At 71.3% G+C, this 16,452-nt stretch carries 15 protein-coding genes and 1 pseudogene; 11 read left to right on the top strand and 5 right to left on the bottom strand.

What is annotated here, in order from left to right; all coding sequences use genetic code 11:
- Positions 1-157: 157 nt before the first annotated feature.
- From DEI96_RS04825 to DEI96_RS04845, 5 genes are all read left to right on the top strand, one after another.
- Positions 158-2,107, top strand: coding sequence for a S1C family serine protease (locus DEI96_RS04825; protein ID WP_258372725.1), 1,950 nt, complete (start codon positions 158-160; stop codon positions 2,105-2,107).
- 182 nt (positions 2,108-2,289) lie between these two features.
- Complete coding sequence (locus DEI96_RS04830; protein ID WP_111022639.1) at positions 2,290-3,333, top strand: glycosyltransferase family 2 protein; 1,044 nt, start codon at positions 2,290-2,292, stop codon at positions 3,331-3,333.
- A 4-nt stretch (positions 3,334-3,337) separates the two neighbouring features.
- Positions 3,338-4,159 (top strand): CDP-alcohol phosphatidyltransferase family protein, encoded by an 822-nt coding sequence (locus tag DEI96_RS04835; protein ID WP_110864465.1) that lies wholly within the window; start codon positions 3,338-3,340, stop codon positions 4,157-4,159.
- 44 nt (positions 4,160-4,203) lie between these two features.
- Positions 4,204-5,079, top strand: coding sequence for a glycosyltransferase family 2 protein (locus DEI96_RS04840; RefSeq protein WP_220039111.1), 876 nt, complete (start codon positions 4,204-4,206; stop codon positions 5,077-5,079).
- 42 nt (positions 5,080-5,121) lie between these two features.
- Positions 5,122-6,354, top strand: coding sequence for a CDP-glycerol glycerophosphotransferase family protein (locus DEI96_RS04845; RefSeq protein WP_111022640.1), 1,233 nt, complete (start codon positions 5,122-5,124; stop codon positions 6,352-6,354).
- 47 nt (positions 6,355-6,401) lie between these two features.
- On the opposite strand, the gene DEI96_RS04850 is transcribed toward DEI96_RS04845, so the two are convergent.
- The 4 genes from DEI96_RS04850 to DEI96_RS04865 form a co-directional block, all read right to left on the bottom strand.
- Positions 6,402-6,704, bottom strand: a complete 303-nt coding sequence (locus DEI96_RS04850) for a hypothetical protein (protein WP_071405447.1) — start codon at positions 6,702-6,704, stop codon at positions 6,402-6,404.
- Positions 6,705-6,820: 116 nt separating this feature from the next.
- Positions 6,821-7,591, bottom strand: coding sequence for an ABC transporter ATP-binding protein (locus tag DEI96_RS04855; RefSeq protein ID WP_071405446.1), 771 nt, complete (start codon positions 7,589-7,591; stop codon positions 6,821-6,823).
- Entirely contained in the window at positions 7,591-8,415 is an 825-nt protein-coding gene (locus DEI96_RS04860; RefSeq protein ID WP_084741093.1) for an ABC transporter permease, read from the bottom strand. The genes DEI96_RS04855 and DEI96_RS04860 overlap by 1 nt, the downstream gene beginning before the upstream one ends.
- Positions 8,416-8,459: 44 nt before the next feature.
- Positions 8,460-9,155: a phosphocholine cytidylyltransferase family protein gene (locus DEI96_RS04865; protein WP_017887019.1), complete on the bottom strand. Its 696-nt coding sequence runs from the start codon at positions 9,153-9,155 to the stop codon at positions 8,460-8,462.
- Positions 9,156-9,452: 297 nt separating this feature from the next.
- Between DEI96_RS04865 and DEI96_RS04870 the strand changes: the two genes are divergently transcribed.
- The 3 genes from DEI96_RS04870 (at position 9,453) to DEI96_RS04880 (ending at position 12,627) form a co-directional block, all read left to right on the top strand.
- Positions 9,453-10,745: an ABC transporter ATP-binding protein gene (locus tag DEI96_RS04870; protein ID WP_258372728.1), complete on the top strand. Its 1,293-nt coding sequence runs from the start codon at positions 9,453-9,455 to the stop codon at positions 10,743-10,745.
- Positions 10,721-12,292: an ABC transporter permease gene (locus DEI96_RS04875; RefSeq protein WP_111022641.1), complete on the top strand. Its 1,572-nt coding sequence runs from the start codon at positions 10,721-10,723 to the stop codon at positions 12,290-12,292. The genes DEI96_RS04870 and DEI96_RS04875 overlap by 25 nt, the downstream gene beginning before the upstream one ends.
- Positions 12,293-12,366: 74 nt before the next feature.
- The gene (locus DEI96_RS04880) at positions 12,367-12,627 is read left to right on the top strand and encodes a DUF3039 domain-containing protein (protein ID WP_099051947.1); all 261 of its coding nucleotides are present in this window, start codon (positions 12,367-12,369) and stop codon (positions 12,625-12,627) included.
- 179 nt (positions 12,628-12,806) lie between these two features.
- Here the strand turns inward: DEI96_RS04880 and DEI96_RS04885 are convergent.
- A pseudogene (locus DEI96_RS04885) lies at positions 12,807-14,099 on the bottom strand (nicotinate phosphoribosyltransferase); the annotation flags it as partial.
- 112 nt (positions 14,100-14,211) lie between these two features.
- On the opposite strand from DEI96_RS04885, the gene murI reads away from it, so the two are divergent.
- Genes murI through rdgB form a run of 3 tightly spaced genes read left to right on the top strand, consistent with a single transcriptional unit; the run spans position 14,212 to position 16,381 of the window.
- Positions 14,212-15,057 carry a glutamate racemase gene (gene murI, locus DEI96_RS04890; protein ID WP_111022679.1) on the top strand — a complete coding sequence of 282 codons (846 nt, stop codon included), beginning with the start codon at positions 14,212-14,214 and terminating at the stop codon, positions 15,055-15,057.
- Positions 15,054-15,791 (top strand): ribonuclease PH, encoded by a 738-nt coding sequence (gene rph, locus DEI96_RS04895; protein WP_111022643.1) that lies wholly within the window; start codon positions 15,054-15,056, stop codon positions 15,789-15,791. The genes murI and rph overlap by 4 nt, the downstream gene beginning before the upstream one ends.
- Positions 15,788-16,381: an RdgB/HAM1 family non-canonical purine NTP pyrophosphatase gene (gene rdgB, locus DEI96_RS04900; protein ID WP_027464602.1), complete on the top strand. Its 594-nt coding sequence runs from the start codon at positions 15,788-15,790 to the stop codon at positions 16,379-16,381. Before rph ends, rdgB begins: the two co-directional genes overlap by 4 nt.
- The last annotated feature ends 71 nt before the right edge of the window (positions 16,382-16,452 follow it).

Below are 16,452 nucleotides of genomic sequence, written 5' to 3' on the forward strand. Positions count from 1 at the left end.
GCTGAACGGACCCCAACCTAGCTGTCCGTCCCGCGGCGGACCGGGGCACCGTGTACAGCGCACGCATAAGATCGCCAGGGGTGGCTCGCAGCCTCGCCAGAAGGACCGCTCAGGTGCTTGCGACAGACTGCACGAGCTTGAAAGGAGCACGTCCAGCATGACCGACACCACGCCCAGCGGGCAGGGCGACGACCGCCGTCCGGACGATGCGGCTCCGCCTGCCGCCAGTGAGGACGCCGCAGCAGCGGCCACGAGAGGGAACACGTCGATGCCGAACGACTCCGACCAGCCGGACGAGACCCCTCGCCCGAACCAGGACCAGAACCAGAACCACGAGACGACCCCGGACCACACGGATGTGATCCCGTCGTCGACGGACCACCCGACCGACCGCTACACCGCGCCGTACCCCGCCGTCCCGGGCGACTCCTCGGGTGCGCAGCAGGGCGGCTACGGCCAGCAGACGTCGCCGTACGGCCAGCAGTCGCAGCAGAGCCAGAACCCGTACGGGCAGCAGCCCCCGCAGAGCCAGAACCCGTACGGCCAGCAGTCGCAGTACGGCCAGCAGACGCCGCAGGCCCAGAACCCGTACGGCCAGCAGAGCCAGTACGGCCAGCAGCCCCAGAACCCCTACGGGCAGCAGAGCCAGTACGGCCAGCAGCCCCAGAACCCGTACGGCCAGCAGTCCCAGTACGGCCAGCCGGGCGGCGAACGGCCCCGCTACGGCGAGTACGCCCAGCCGACGTCCTCGGCCGCTCCGAGCCTGTCCTCCGAGTACGCGAACGCGTCCGCGCAGGCTCCGCAGTCGGCCACGAGCGGCTTCGGTGACGTCGACGGCGCGAACCAGCGCAACGGACACTACTTCAGCGACGACGCCTCGGGCGCCACGACGACCAAGGACCGCTCGGGCCGCAACCGTCTGCTCCTGCCGGTCATCGCCGCGGTCATCGCCGGCGGTCTGGTGGGCGGCGGTGCCGGTTGGGCCGTCTCCTCGGGCAACGACGGCGGCAGCGTGGTGTCCTCCGGTTCGTCGCAGGGCGGCAACCTGACCGTCAACGACTACGACTCCGCCACCGTGGTCACCGCCGTCGCGGCACAGGCCACCCCGTCCGTCGTCACGATCAACGTGTCGGCGAGCAACGAGGCCGGCACCGGTTCCGGCGTGGTGATGAGCAAGGACGGCTACATCGTCACGAACACCCACGTGGTCACCCTCGACGGCGACAGCTCGAACGGCCGGATCACCGTCACGACCTCGAACGGCAAGATCTACGCGGGCAAGCTGATCGGTACCGACCCGACGGTCGACCTCGCGGTCATCAAGATCGACGCGACCGACCTCAAGCCGATGGAGTTCGCGGACTCGTCCAAGCTCAACGTTGGCGACACCGCGGTCGCGATCGGCGCGCCCCTGGGCCTGTCGAACACCGTCACCGACGGCATCGTCTCGACGCTGAACCGCAGCATCCAGGTCACCTCGAGCGCGCCCAGTGAGGGCGGCGACTCGAACGAGGGCGGCAACGGCGGCTCGGGTCCCTTCGACTTCTGGGGCAACGGGGACAACGGCAGCAGCTCGTCCGCGAACACCACCGTCTCGCTCCCGGTCATCCAGACCGACGCATCGATCAACCCGGGCAACTCCGGCGGTGCGCTGCTCGACTCGAAGGGCCGACTGATCGGCATCAACGTGGCCATCGCCTCGGCCGGCAGCTCGTCGTCGTCGGAGTCGGCCGCCGGCAGCATCGGCGTCGGCTTCTCGATCCCGGCCAACCTGGTCAAGCGGGTCGCGAACGAGATCAAGGACAACGGCTCGGCGACCCACGGTCTCCTCGGCGCAACGGTCGGCGACGCCACCGAGGACGCCAGCGCCACCCAGGTCGGTGCCCTCATCAAGTCGGTGTCCAACGGCGGTGCCGCGGCGAAGGCCGGTCTGCAGAAGGGCGACGTCGTCACGAAGATCGGCTCGGCGTCGGTCTCGGACGCCACCGACCTGACCGCGCAGGTGCGCTTCTTCGCGGGTGGCGCCTCGACGACGATCAGCTACGTCCGCGACGGCCAGACCCGCCAGGCCGACGTGAAGCTGGGAACGTTCGACAGCAAGGGCTGACGCCACCACACGACGGACAGGAGGCCCGGGGCACGACGTGCGCCGGGCCTCCTGTCCGTCACGGGGCGCGTCCGGCGCCGACGCAGGTGGGCGGTTCGGCCTCTTGATAGGCTCATGGTCGCTCTGCGGGGCGGCACCGCCCCGGTGCGTCCCGTGCCGCCAGCCAGCACCCCGAGGTACGCATGCAGTCAGACGGACAGCCCCTGCCGGGCGTCTCGTACGTGATGCCCGTGCTCAACGAGGTCACCGAGGTCCGGGCCGCCGTCGGCAGCCTGCTCGACCAGGACTACACGGGCCCGTTCGAGGTCATCCTCGCGCTCGGGCCGTCGATCGACGGCACGAACGAGCTCGTCGCCGAGATGAGCGCTGCCGACCCCCGGATCCGCGCGATCGACAACCCCGTCGGGTCGACGCCCGCCGGGCTGAACGTCGCGATCCGTGCGTCCGTGCACCCCGTCGTCATCCGGGTCGACGCGCACTCGGTCCTGCCGACCGACTACACGCGGATCGCGGTGCGCACGCTCCTCGAGTCCGGTGCGGACAACGTCGGTGGCATCATGCGTGCCGAGGGCCGCACCCCCTTCGAGCGGGCCGTCGCCCTGGCGTACGGCAGCCGTGTCGGGCTCGGTGGCACGCCGCACCACGTCGGCGGCACCGCGGGCCCGGCCGAGACCGCCTACCTCGGCGTGTTCCGACGCGAGCGGCTGTTCGACGTCGGACTCTTCGACGAGGGCATCAAGCGCGGACAGGACTGGGAACTCAACCGGCGGCTGCGCCAGACCGGTGGGACCGTCTGGTTCACGCCCGAACTCGTCGTCACGTACCGCCCGCGGCCGAGCCTGAAGCGCCTGGTGCGGCAGTTCGTCGCCACCGGGCTCTGGCGCGGCGAGCTCGCCCGTCGGTTCCCGGCGAACAACGGCCTGCGCTACTTCGTGCCGCCGGCCATGGTGGCGGCGATGGCGCTGGGCATCGTCGCGGGGCTCGTCGGCATCGTCGGCGTCGTGCTCGGCACGCCGCTCGCCTGGGCGCTGCTCGGGTTCGTGGTACCCGTCGTCTACCTGCTCTTCGTCGTCCTGGGGTCGATCGCCGTGGCGCGCCGCTCCGGGCTGCCGACGCTCCTCTGGCTGCTCGTCGTGCTGCCCTGCATCCACGTGGGCTGGGGGCTCGGGTTCATCATCGGGTTCCTGACCCGCACGTCCGAGCTGACCACCCACACGGGACGGTGACCGAATGACCGACCAGCCCACGACCGGCCGCGGATCCGCACGGCCGACCTCGATCGCCGAGCTCCGGGCCGTCGCCCAGCCGGACGAGGTCCGAGCCCGCGCCAACGCCGAGCACTGGACGGCCTCGCTGTACCTGCGCGACGTCTCGCCGTACCTGACCTGGGTGCTCCTGAAGACCCGTGTCAGCGCGAACCAGGTCACCGGCCTGATGATCCTGGTGGGCTGGAGCGTCGCCGCCGCCCTGCTCATCCCCGGCATCTGGGGCGCCGCGCTGGCGCTCGTGCTCGGCCAGCTGCAGATGCTCGTCGACTGCTCGGACGGCGAGGTCGCCCGGTGGCGCGGCACCAAGTCGCCCGCTGGGGTGTTCCTCGACAAGGTGGGGCACTACACGACCGAGGGGCTGATCCCGGTCGCGCTCGGCATCCGGGCAGCCACCTGGCCGATCCACGACGCCGACTGGATGTGGACGACGATCGGCTGCGCACTCGGCCTGGTCATCGTGCTGAACAAGGCCCTCAACGACATGGTGCACGTGGCCCGTGCGAACGCCGGGCTCGACAAGCTCGTCGACCGGCGGGACGCCTCCACCGCGCCGTCCGGTCGGAAGCTCGCCTCGCTCCGCCGTCTGGCGAAGTTCCTGCCGTTCCACCGCCTGTACCACTCGGTCGAGCTGAGCATGCTCGCGTTCGTCTTCGCCCTGCTCGCCCTGGTGATCGGCGACCCGCTCGCCAGCCGGATCCTGGTCGGTGCGCTGTTGCCGCTCGCCGTGCTCGCGACGGTCGGGCACTTCCTGGCGATCATCGCCTCGAAGCGGGTCAAGGCGTGACCGAGGACACGACCGTGCCCGGAACGCTGCGCCGCCACGCGGTGGTGCACCGCGGGCGACCGCGCGTCGCCGTCGTGAGCCTGTCGCAGGGCACCCGGTCGGACGACCTGCGCCGCGGGCTGGACAGCGTGCTCGCGCAGCAGGACGTCGAGCTCGACGTCGTCTGCGTCGGCAACGGCTGGGCGCCGACCGGGCTGCCGGACGGCGTTCAGGCGCTGGCCCTGCCCGAGAACGTCGGGATCCCGGCCGGGCGCAACGCCGGGGCCGATGTCGTCGACGGCGACTACGTGTTCTTCCTCGACGACGATGCCTCGGTGCCGTCGCCGACGTTCCTGCGCGACGCGATCGCGGTGTTCGAGCACGATCCGTCGCTCGGCCTCGTGCAGCCACGGGTCGTCGACCCCACGGGCGCCGCGAACCCCCGCCGGTGGGTGCCGCGGATCCGGAAGGGCGAGCCGGACCACTCGTCGCCGGTCTTCTCGGTCTGGGAAGGCGCCGTCGTGCTGCCGATGGACGTGTACCGGGCCGTCGGCGGCTGGGGTGCCGAGTACTTCTACGCCCACGAGGGCATCGAGCTCGCCTGGCGCGTGTGGGACGCCGGCCGTCGGACCTGGTACGCCGGGGACCTCGTCGCGCACCACCCCGCGATCGACCCGGCACGGCACACCGAGTACTACCGGTTGAACGCCCGGAACCGGGTGTGGCTCGCTCGGCGCAACCTGCCCGCCGTGCTGCGACCGCTGTACGTCGGATCGTGGGCCGCGATCCAGATCGCGCGCTGGTGGCGTCACCCCCGCCGACTGGCCACCTGGTTCGGGGGCATCCGCGAAGGATGGACGACCGACTGCGGTCCGGTCCGCCCGATGGGCTGGCTCACAGTCGCACGCATGACCATCGCAGGGCGGCCGCCGGTCGTCTGACCCGCCCGCCCCGTACCGCCCGAGCAGACCCGGAGAACGACCATGTCGATCATCAGCGACCTGCGGACCGCCCTGCGGCTCGTCGAGCGACTCCTGACGTCGCGCCGGAGCCGGCGGCAGCTCGCACAGCGACTGCCGTCCGCGCCGAAGCCGGCGCCCGGGTCGGTCGAGATCGCCGTGTACTTCGCCGACGGTCCGGTCAACATGTACCAGGTGCGCCAGTGGTACGCGCCGCTGGCCGAACTCGCGAAGACGCACCCGGTGGCGATCGTCTCGCGGAGCCCGGGCACGATGCTGACCCTGCTCGACGAGTCGCCCGTCCCCGCGGTCTACGCCCGGCAGGTGGTCGACCTCGAGCACTTCGTCGACACCCAGGCGCCGAAGGTGGTGCTGTACGTCAACCAGAACGCCCGCAACTTCCAGATGATGCGGTACGGGCGGATGTGGCACGTCTTCGTCAACCACGGCGAGAGCGACAAGATGTACATGACCACGAACCAGTTCAAGGCGTACGACTACGCCCTGATCGCGGGGGATGCAGCACGCGATCGTCTGGCCGAGGCGCTGTGGGACTACGACCTGGACGCCCGGACCATCGCGATCGGACGCCCGCAGGCCGACCACTTCGCCGGAGCGGCCCCGTACCCGGACGACGACCGGACCGTCGTGCTCTACGCCCCGACGTGGGAGGGCGACCGCGGTGCCGCAGCGTACGGGTCGATCGCGTCGCACGGCACGGTCATCGCCGAGCAGGTGCTGGCGTCGCCCCGCCACCGGCTGGTCTACCGCCCGCACCCGCGCAGCGGTGTGCTCGACCCGGCGTACCGCGCGGCGCACGAGCGGATCGTGGCGGCGATCAGCGCGGCCAACGCGGCCGACCCCGCCGCGCACCACCTGTACGACGACGGCGGTGACCTCGGCTGGCAGCTGGCGGACGCCGACGTCGCGATCACGGACATCAGCGCGATGATCTACGACCGGCTGGCGGTCGGCAAGCCGCTCATCGTCACGCGGCCGGTCTCGCCGGAGGCCGACGTCGACGAGCGAGGCTACCTGAGCGACGCGAACTGGTTGACCGCGGCCGATGCCCCGTCGGTGCTCGCCCGTGTCGACGCGGCCGCGAGCGACGCCGAGGAGCTCGCACGCCTGCAGCACTGGGTCGCACGGTACTTCGGCGACACGACCCCGGGTGCCGCCACGGAGCGGTTCCACGAGGCCGTGGAGTGGCTGCTCGAGCGGTGGCGGACCGTTGCGGCCGAACGCGACGGGCGCTGACGGCCGGTCGTCACCCCGGGTGCTCCGTGGCGCAGGTCGACGCAGGGTCACGGCTGGAGCCCCGGCCCGACGAGCGACATCCGCCAGAGGTACTCGGACCGGTCGGGCCGACGCCACCGCACGATGACGACACCCGTGTCCTCAGGGTCGGCGCCGAACACCGCCAGCGACAACGACCTGCCCGGGTCGAGGCGGCGCACCGCGAGCGGCGGGCAGTAGCCGTTGCCCAGATGGGTGAGGGAGAGCCCGTCGACCGGCTCGGGGCCGGTGTTGACGAGGTCGTACCGACGCGGTGCGTGCGATCGGTCGACGGCGAACGGGACGGCGTACGCGGTTGGTGGGTGGTGCATGGGTGGAACGCTAGGGGGAGGGTCCGACGGCGGGACCCCGGGGGTGCTCACGAGGGCCGGGGCTGTGGAGGGAGCCAGCGATACCGGTGTTGGTGCAGGGGGAGTACCCCGTCCGGTCAGGAGCCGTAGTCGGCCGCGTACCGGGCCAGCGCGGCCTCGATGGTGCCGTCGAGCTGCAGACGACCCTTGTCGAGGTAGAGCCCCCGGTCGCAGAAGCGGCGGAGGTCCTTGTCGCTGTGGGAGACGAAGAACAGCGTCCGGCCGCCGGCCAGGAGCTGCTCGATCCGCTTGTAGCACTTCTCGCGGAAGGCCTTGTCGCCCACCGCCAGCACCTCGTCGACCAGGATGACCGGTTCGTCGAGCCGCGAGATCACCGCGAACGCGATGCGGACCTTCATGCCGCTCGACAGGTGCTTGTAGGGGGTGTCCACGAAGTCGGCGATCTCGGCGAAGTCGATGATCTCGTCGAAGGCGTCGCGGATCTCGGCCCGCGACATGCCGTGCAGGCCCGCCGTCAGGTACACGTTGTCGCGTACCGTGAGGTCCCCGACGAAGCCACCGGTGATCTCGATGAGCGGGGCGACGCCGGCACCCACGTCGACGCGGCCCTCGTCGGGCAGCATGACCTGCGCCACGAGCTTCAGCAGGGTCGACTTGCCCTGTCCGTTCCGCCCCACGACGCCGATCGCCTCGCCCGGGCGGACGTCGAACGACACGTTGCGGAGCGCCCAGAACTCATCGGCACGCTTGCGGCGCCCGCGTCCGGCGAACAGGTCCTTGAAGTTCCGGCTCGCGCGACGGTTGCGCTTGAAGCAGATGCCGGCGTCGCGCACCGAGATGACCGGTGCGACGGTCTCGGTGCGACGGGTCTGGTCGGTCGCGGTCATCACAGCTCCTTCAGCACGCGGTGCTCGCTGCGGCGGAACACCGCGAAGCCGATCACCAGGACGATGCCGGTCACGACCACCGAGGCGCCGACCTCGAGCCAGTCGAGCTGGCCGGGGAAGAACGCCGCGCGGTACATGCCGAAGATGCCGGTGAGCGGGTTGATCGCGGCGATGTCGCGCAGGGCGGAGGGCAGCGCGTGCGTGCCGTAGATGATGGGGGACGCGTAGAACAGGAACCGCAGCACGAGCTTGGTGGCACGCTCGAGGTCGCGGAAGAAGACCACCAGCGGGGCGACGATGAGGCCCAGGCCGTAGACCAGCGCGCACTGCAGCACGATCGCCAGCGGGAAGAACACGACCTGCCAGTGCAGGTGGGCACCCGTCGCGATCGCGAAGGCCGCCAGGACCGGCAGGCTCAGCAGGAACTCGATGCCCTTCGACGCGATGATCCGTGCCACCCAGATGGTGCGGGGGATCGTGGTCGAGCGGATGAGCTTCGATTCCTTGATGAACGCCCGGGTGGAGTCCGAGACGCCGCCGGTGAACCACATCCACGGCAGCAGCGCGGACAGCAGGAACACGATGTACGGATCCTCACCGACCGAGCCGCGGTGGAAGACCTGCGTGAAGACGAACCAGTAGATCCCCGACATCACGAGCGGGTCGAGGATCGACCACACGTAGCCGAGCGCCGACGTCGAGTAGCGGACCCGGAGGTCGCGGACGGTCAGCAACCACAGGGCCTGACGATAGCGCCGACCGGCGCTCCGGGCCTTCGCGGGTGCGGGAGCCACGGGCGCGGTCGGCGCACTCGCTGTGGTCACGGTTTCCCTCCGGGCGGAACCGCCGAGGGGGTCCTGACGGTGGTTCAGGCGAACAGGTTGTTCGCGCGCTCGAGGTCCTCGGCGAAGTCGATCTCGACCGCGTACAGGTCGGAGATGTCGATCGGCGTCCAGCGTAGCCCGTCCTCGGCGATGGCAGCTTCGATGCCGCCCTCGAAGTACTCCTGGTCGTCGACGCGCCCGAGCTGGCGGATGAGGGCCTGCTTGTCGGCGGCGGAAACGTAGTTGATGCCGACGGCTTCGCCGAGACCCCCGACGACCTGCTTGGAGAGCTTGTGGATGAAGCCCTCGGCGTCGACGGTGTACTTGACCTCTTCGTCGGAGACCTTGTCGGTGTTGACGCTGACGAAGGAACGGCCCTCGTCGATCATGTCGGCCGCACGGACGAGCGCCATCGGGTCGAAGACCACGTCGCCGTTCATCCAGAGGACACCGCTCTTGCCGGTGGCCTTGAGGGCACGCAGCAGGCTCTTCGAGGTGTTGGTGGAGTCGTAGGACTCGTTGTAGACGAAGTTCGCCTCGGGGAACGCCTCGACGATGTGCTCCGACTTGTAGCCGACGACGATCGTCACGCGGGCGCTCGAACCGAACGCGGCGCGGATGTTGTCGAACTGCTGCTGCATGATGGTGCGGCCGTCACTGAGCTCCGTGAGCGGCTTCGGCAGGCTGCGGCCGAGACGGCTGCCCATCCCCGCTGCGAGGATCACGATCTGCGTGGTCATGCTGGTCCCTTCTGGTGTCCGCCCGCGCACCCTGGGGTACGGGCGGGCCTCGTCGAGTCTGCGCTTCCAACGTCCGAGTTGCCCGAGAACCGGTCGCGTCGACGTGGTCGTCGCAGCGAGGAGGCTGCCGGGATCGCCTGCTGGAGCAGGTTTCCAAGTGGTGAACACTCCTTCGTGCCCTGGTGAATGATACGGAAACACCCCCTCGCGGGGTACGGGTCTGCGCGCTTCGTACTCAATTCGTGACCCTGGCCGAGACGGTTCCCGACGGTCGGAGAGCGTTGGTACGGTGGGTCGATGCCAGCGCGAGCAGAGAACGAGGACGTGTACGCCACGGCCGACGCTGCTTGGATGACCGAGGCGGGGGACGCCGACGATGCGGACACCGCCGCGGCTGCTGAGGACGACGCAGCCGACGACGACACGGGGGACACTGATGCGGACGACGCCGCCACTGATGACGCGATGACCGACGGGACGGCCGTCCGCACCGACGCGACGACGGAGACCCACCCGGACGACGCGACGACCGGCACCGACGCGACGACCGGCACCGAAGCGACGACCGAGACCCGCACCGACGACGCGACGACGGACAACCGCACCGACGACGCGACGGCCGCGGCGCCCCGCCCCGCGAAGGCGCGCAACGGCAAGGGACGCGCCAAGCGCCCGACGAAGGCCGCCCCGCGGACCGACGCCGCGCCTCCCGTCCCGACCGACGCGGACGACGCGACCGACGACGCCGAGCGGACGACCGCCGCAGCCGCGCCCGCGGCGAAGAAGCGTGCGCCCCGCACCGCCGCCCCGAAGCAGCCGCAGACGCTCCAGCCCGTCGTGCTCGCGGCGAGCGGCCTGGTCAAGCGGTACGGGCAGACCCTGGCCGTCGACGAGGTCGACCTCGAGATCCGGCAGGGCTCCATCTTCGGCGTGGTCGGCCCGAACGGCGCCGGCAAGACGACGACCCTCTCCATGATCACCGGACTGCTGCGCCCCGACGCCGGCTCGGTGACGGTGCTCGACCACGACGTCTGGGCCGACCCGACGGCGGCGAAGCGCAGTCTCGGTGTGCTGCCCGACCGGCTCCGCCTGTTCGACCGGTTGACCGGCGCGCAGCTCCTCTACTACTCGGCCACACTCCGCGGGCTCGACGGGGCCACCGCCCGGAAGCGCAGCGCCGACCTCGCCGAGGCCTTCGGGCTGGGCGAGGCGCTGGGCCGCCAGGTCGCCGACTACTCCGTCGGCATGGCGAAGAAGATCGCCCTGGCCGCGACCCTGATCCACTCGCCGCGGGTGCTCGTGCTCGACGAACCGTTCGAGTCGGTCGACCCGGTGAGCGCGGCGACGATCACGGACATCCTGCGCCGGTACACCCGGGGCGGCGGCACGGTCGTGCTGTCCAGCCACTCGATGGAGCTCGTGCAGCGCACCTGTGACTCGGTCGCCATCATCGTCGGTGGCAAGGTCCTGGCGTCCGGCACCATGGCCCAGGTCCGCGGGCGCAAGAGCCTCGAGGACAAGTTCGTCGAACTCGCCGGCGGTCGTGTCGTCGCGGAGAGCATGGAATGGTTGCACAGCTTCTCCGGCTGAGGGCGGACCTGCTCGCGGGCGAGGTCCGCGGCACCGCCCGCCGGTCCGTCGCCGTCGTGCTCGCCAGCCTCGTCGGACTCCTCGCCGCCGTGTTCGTCGCGTCGCAGACCATCGCCCTCGGTGACGCCGACCCGGACGTCGCGCGTGCCGTCATCGTGCCCGTGGGCACCCTGATCACCTTCGGGTTCACGGTCGTGCCGCTCGTCGTCGGCCGGAGCGACCAGCTCCACCCGCGGCGCTTCGCGGTCTTCGGCATCGAGCGCCGTCGCCTGGCGATCGGACTCGTCGTCGCCGGCCTCGTCGGCATCCCGGTGATCGGTGTGGTCGTCGTCGCGGTCGGCCAGGTCGTCGCTTGGGCTCGCGACCCCGGTCTCGGGCTGCTCGCGGTGCTCGGTGGGCTGCTCGGCGTCGCCACGTGCGCGCTCCTCATCCGGGTCTGCTGCACCGTCGGCTCCCGGCTGATCGGGCCGGACCGCTCCCGCGACGCCGGGTGGCTGGTGGCGCTCGTCATCATCGCGCTCTCGATCCCGACGGTGGCGCTGCTGCTGCGCGTCGACTGGCTCGACCCGCAGGGCGCCGAGATGCAGCGCGTCGCGGACGTCGCCGGGTGGACCCCGTGGGGTGCCGCGTGGGCCGTGCCCGCCGAGGTCGCGAGCGGCCACGTCGGCGCGGGTGTCCTGAAGCTCCTCGTCGCGGTCGCCGTCGTCGCGCTCCTCGCCTGGGCGTGGTGGGCACTCGTCGGCCGTGCGCTCGAGACCGTCGACGACCGCGCCCGCACCCGCCGCTACCAGGGCCTGGGCTGGTTCGACCGGTTCGGTTCGGCCCCGGTGTCGGCCGTCGCTGCCCGGGCGCTCACCTACTGGGTCCGCGACCCGCGGTACCGCACGTCGTACCTCATCATCCTGCTCGTGCCGATCGTGGTCATCCCGCTCGGTGTCGCCGGGGTGCCGTGGCAGTGGACCGCGCTCGTGCCGCTGCCGCTGATGGCCCTGATCGCCGGGTTCCTGCCGCACAACGACGTCTCGTACGACAACACCGCCGTGTGGCTGCACGTCGCCTCGGGTGCGCCCGGGTGGAGCGACCGGCTCGGTCGTGTCGTGCCCGTGCTGGTCGTGGGGGCGCCCGCGATCGTCGCCGGGGCCGCGCTGTCCGCCCGGCTGTTCGGAGACTGGGCCGCGTTCCCGCTGCTCATCGGCGTGAGTGCGAGCGCGCTGCTGTCCGGCCTCGGGTTGTCGAGCGTCCTGTCCGTGCTCATGCCCTACCCGACGGTGCGGCCGGGCGACCACCCCTTCCAGCAGCCCCAGGCCGCCGGCGTCACCGCCACGGTCGCGCAGGCGTCCATGGTGATCGGCATCGTGCTCTGCACGGTCCCCGCAGCCTGTCTCGCGGTGCTCGCCGTCGTGCAGGGTCCGGAGCCCTGGTCGGTGCTGACGCTCCTGGTGGGCATCGGGGTCGGTGCCGTCGTGCTCGTGATCGGTGTCTCCGCCGGCGGACGCCTGTTCGACCGCCGCGGCCCCGACCTGCTCGCCGCGGCACAGCGCAACTAGCGACACAGCGCAACGAGCGGCGCAGAGCGCGGACGAGCGGCGCGCCCGAGGGCGGACCGTCGTACCCTGGACCCATGAGCATGACGGAACCAGGCGGCGGCCTCGACGTGATGGACCGGGAGCTCGAGAAGCTCCTCGAAGACGAAGCGATCGAACCCGGTGACCACGAGCGGTTCTCGCACTACGTCAAGAAGGACAAGATCCTGCAGTCGGCGCTGTCCGGCAAGCCGGTCAAGGCGCTGTGCGGCAAGAAGTGGATCCCGGGTCGCGACCCGGAGAAGTTCCCGGTCTGCCCGGACTGCAAGGCCATCTACGAGAAGATGAAGGCCGAGTAGACGCGACCAGCAGACGGACGGGAGGCCCGTGGCGACGCCGCCACGGGCCTCCCGTCCGCCTGTCGGCCGCTTCGTGAGCAGCAATGGTCGGGTCCGTCACGCAGACCCGACCATTGCTGCTCACGAAGCGGCGCCGCGACGCGATGTGACGCGCGACGCGTCGCGACGCGACGCGTGCCCTAGATCACGAGCGTGGGGATGGCGGCGTCGCCGCGCCCGATGCGCGACGCATCGGCGGGCAGCTCCGCCTTCGCGCGCTTGTGGTGCGCGCGTGCGGCCTCGACCCCCTGCGTGCCGAGGAACGCCGGGTCGACCTCGCCGCCGGTGACCACGGGGACCAGCAGCGGCCGCTCGTCCGGGCCGACCTGCGCGCCGGTGAGCACGATCTCGGCGGTGGCGACGCCGTTGCGGAGCCGTCGGCCCGCCTCCTTCCGGCCGCCGATCGACGCCTTGTCGGCCGACTTCTTGGCGACGGGGACCCAGTCGCCGCCGTCCGCGTCCCGGTGCGCGACGAGCTTGAACACCATGCCGGCGGCCGGGTGCCCGGAGCCGGAGACGACCGAGGTGCCGACGCCGTACGAGTCGACCGGGGCGGCTCGGAGCGCGGCGATCGTGTACTCGTCGAGGTCGTTCGTCACCGTGATCTTCGTGCTCGTCGCGCCGAGGCGGTCGAGCTGCGCACGCACGGCGGCGACGACGGACGGCAGGTCGCCGCTGTCGATCCGGACGCCGCCGAGCTTGCCGTCGGTGAGCCGGACGGCCGTCTCGACCGCGGCCTCGATGTCGTAGGTGTCGACGAGCAGGGTCGTGCCGTTGCCGAGCGCGTCGAGCTGCGACCGGAACGCCTGCTCCTCGGAGTCGTGCAGCAGCGTGAAGGCGTGCGCGGCGGTACCCATCGTGGGGATGCCCCAGGTGCGGCCGGCCTCGAGGTTGCTCGTCGCACCGAAGCCGGCGATGTACGCGGCACGGGCGGCGGCGACGGCGTTCCACTCACCGGTGCGGCGGGAGCCCATCTCGGCGAGCGGGCGGCCGTCGGCGGCGGACACCATGCGGGCGGCGGCCGAGGCGATCGCGGAGTCCGCGTTGAAGATGCTCAGGGCGAGGGTCTCGAGCACGACGGCCTCGGCGAAGGTGCCCTCGATCTGCAGGATGGGGGAGTTCGGGAAGTAGACCTCGCCCTCCCGGTAGGCGCGGACGTCGCCGCTGAACCGGTAGTCGGCGAGCCACGCGGCGGTGCCGGCGTCGATGACACCGCGGTCGCGCAGGAACCCGATCTCCTCGTCGCCGAAGCGGAAGTCGCCGAGGGCGGTGAGGAAGCGTCCGAGCCCGGCCGCGACGCCGTAGCGGCGGCCGTCCGGCAGCCGCCGGGCGAACACCTCGAAGACGCATCGGCGGTCGGCGGTGCCGTCCTTCAGGGCGGCGTCCACCATGGTGAGCTCGTACTGGTCGGTGAGGAGCGCGCTGGTCACGTCTCCGACACTAGTGACGTGACGGTGGGGAGGCCCGGATCACCCCGTGCGCCCGGCCTGCGTGGCGCGCGTGGTCGCGTCGGTGCTGGTCGGCGGGCGTCGGTACGCTGGTGCCGTGACGGATGCACCGATCGGAGTCTTCGACAGCGGGGTCGGCGGCCTCACCGTGGCCCGCGCCATCATCGACCAGCTCCCGCGCGAGAGCATCCGGTACGTCGGCGACACCGTGCACTCGCCCTACGGCCCGAAGCCCATCGCCGACGTCCGCCGCTACGCGCTCGAGGTCATGGACGACCTGGTCGAGCAGGGCGTCAAGGCGCTGGTGATCGCGTGCAACACCGCCTCGTCCGCCGTGCTCCGCGACGCCCGCGAACGGTACGAGCAGGCGTACGGCATCCCCGTCGTCGAGGTCATCCAGCCCGCGGCCCGCGCCGCCGTCAAGCAGACCCGGACGGGCCGCGTCGGGGTGATCGGCACCGTCGGCACCATCGCGTCGCGCGCCTACGAGGACGCCTTCGCGGTCGCCGCCGACGTCACGCTGACCACCGCCGCGTGCCCCCGGTTCGTCGAGTTCGTCGAGGCCGGGGACACCTCGTCGCCGTCCCTGCGCGAGATCGCGGCCGGCTACCTCGACCCGATCCGTGCCGCCGACGTCGACACCCTCGTGCTCGGCTGCACCCACTACCCGCTCATGTCCGCCGCGATCCAGTTCGTCATGGGTCCGGAGGTCACGCTCGTCTCCAGCGCCGAGGAGACCGCGAACGACGTCTACCGCCGGCTCGTGGAGCACGGGCTCGAGCGCACCGCGACCACCGCCCCGACCTACTCGTTCGAGGCGACGGGCGACGACAAGAACGGCTTCATCCGGCTCGCCCGGCGCTTCCTCGGTCCCGAGGTCTCGAGCGTCGGCCACCTCCAGACGGGGGCCATCACGCTGCCCCGCACCGAAAGGACCCCATGACCGACACCCTCCGCGTCGACGGCCGCACCGCCACCGACCACCGTCCCGTCACCATCGAGCGGGGGTGGAGCACGCAGGCCGAGGGCAGCGCGCTCATCTCCTTCGGCGACACCAAGGTGCTCTGCACCGCGTCCTTCACCAACGGCGTGCCCCGCTGGCTCGCCGGCAAGGGCACCGGCTGGGTCACCGCCGAGTACTCGATGCTGCCGCGGTCGACGAACGAGCGCATGCAGCGCGAGTCCATCAAGGGCAAGGTCGGCGGCCGCACCCACGAGATCTCCCGCCTGATCGGGCGGTCGCTCCGCGCGGTCGTCGACACGAAGGCCCTGGGCGAGAACACCCTGGTCATCGACTGCGACGTGCTGCAGGCCGACGGCGGCACCCGCACGGCGTCGATCACGGGCGCGTACGTGGCGATGGCCGACGCGATCGAGTGGGGCCGCGCCAAGGGCTTCATCGCGAAGAAGGCCACCCCGCTCACCGACAGCGTGCAGGCGATCTCGGTCGGCATCGTCAAGGGGGAGCCGATGCTCGACCTCGCCTACACCGAGGACTCCGCCGCCGACACCGACATGAACATCGTCGCGACGGGCTCGGGCAAGTTCATCGAGGTGCAGGGCACCGCCGAGCACGCGCCGTTCGACCGTGACGAGCTGAACGTCCTGCTCGACCTCGGCCTGGCCGGCAACCAGTCGCTCGCGGCGATCCAGCGTTCGGTCCTGGGTCTGGCGTGACGTCCCGCGAGGTGGTGCTGGCCACCCACAACCAGGGCAAGGTCGTCGAACTGCGCGAGATCCTCGGGTCGGCCCTGGGCGAGGGTGTCGAACTCGTCGGGTACGACGGCCCCGAGCCGGTCGAGGACGGCGACAGCTACGCCGCGAACGCCCTGATCAAGGCGCGTGCCGCGGTCGCCCACACGGGGCTGCCGGCGCTCGCCGACGACTCCGGGATCGCGGTCGACGCCCTCGGGGGCGCACCGGGCATCCACTCGGCCCGCTACGCCGGCACCCGCTCGGACGCCGACAACATCGCGCTGCTGCTCACGAACCTGCAGGGTGTCGTCGAGCGGACCGCCGCATTCGTGTGCGCTGCGGCCTTCGTGACGCCCGACGGTCAGGAGCACGTGGTCGAGGCGGTCTGGAACGGCGAGGTGCTGACGGAGCCCGTCGGTGACGGCGGCCACGGCTACGACCCGGTGTTCCGGCCGGACGACGCCGACCGCTCGTCGGCGGAGCTCACCCGCGACGAGAAGAACGCCCTGTCGCACCGCAGCAAGGCGTTCCGGGGCATCGCGCCGATCGTGCGGGAGCACTTCGGCGTCTGAGCACCGGCGCGCTCGTCGTTCCGCACAACCGAAGTCGCCCCGAACCACGTGATCACGTGGTCCGGGGCGAC

The organism is Curtobacterium sp. MCLR17_031 (assembly GCF_003234775.2).
GTDB classification, from domain to species: domain Bacteria; phylum Actinomycetota; class Actinomycetes; order Actinomycetales; family Microbacteriaceae; genus Curtobacterium; species Curtobacterium flaccumfaciens.

Excerpts from the sequence above, each read along its gene's own strand:
- DEI96_RS04825 (WP_258372725.1), top strand. The coding sequence starts at position 158 with ATGACCGACACCACGCCCAGCGGGCAGGGCGACGACCGCCGTCCGGAC.
- DEI96_RS04830 (WP_111022639.1), top strand. The coding sequence starts at position 2,290 with ATGCAGTCAGACGGACAGCCCCTGCCGGGCGTCTCGTACGTGATGCCC.
- DEI96_RS04835 (WP_110864465.1), top strand. The coding sequence starts at position 3,338 with ATGACCGACCAGCCCACGACCGGCCGCGGATCCGCACGGCCGACCTCG.
- DEI96_RS04845 (WP_111022640.1), top strand. The coding sequence starts at position 5,122 with ATGTCGATCATCAGCGACCTGCGGACCGCCCTGCGGCTCGTCGAGCGA.
- DEI96_RS04850 (WP_071405447.1), bottom strand. The coding sequence starts at position 6,704 with ATGCACCACCCACCAACCGCGTACGCCGTCCCGTTCGCCGTCGACCGA.
- DEI96_RS04855 (WP_071405446.1), bottom strand. The coding sequence starts at position 7,591 with ATGACCGCGACCGACCAGACCCGTCGCACCGAGACCGTCGCACCGGTC.
- DEI96_RS04865 (WP_017887019.1), bottom strand. The coding sequence starts at position 9,155 with ATGACCACGCAGATCGTGATCCTCGCAGCGGGGATGGGCAGCCGTCTC.
- DEI96_RS04870 (WP_258372728.1), top strand. The coding sequence starts at position 9,453 with ATGCCAGCGCGAGCAGAGAACGAGGACGTGTACGCCACGGCCGACGCT.
- DEI96_RS04875 (WP_111022641.1), top strand. The coding sequence starts at position 10,721 with ATGGTTGCACAGCTTCTCCGGCTGAGGGCGGACCTGCTCGCGGGCGAG.
- DEI96_RS04880 (WP_099051947.1), top strand. The coding sequence starts at position 12,367 with ATGAGCATGACGGAACCAGGCGGCGGCCTCGACGTGATGGACCGGGAG.
- rph (WP_111022643.1), top strand. The coding sequence starts at position 15,054 with ATGACCGACACCCTCCGCGTCGACGGCCGCACCGCCACCGACCACCGT.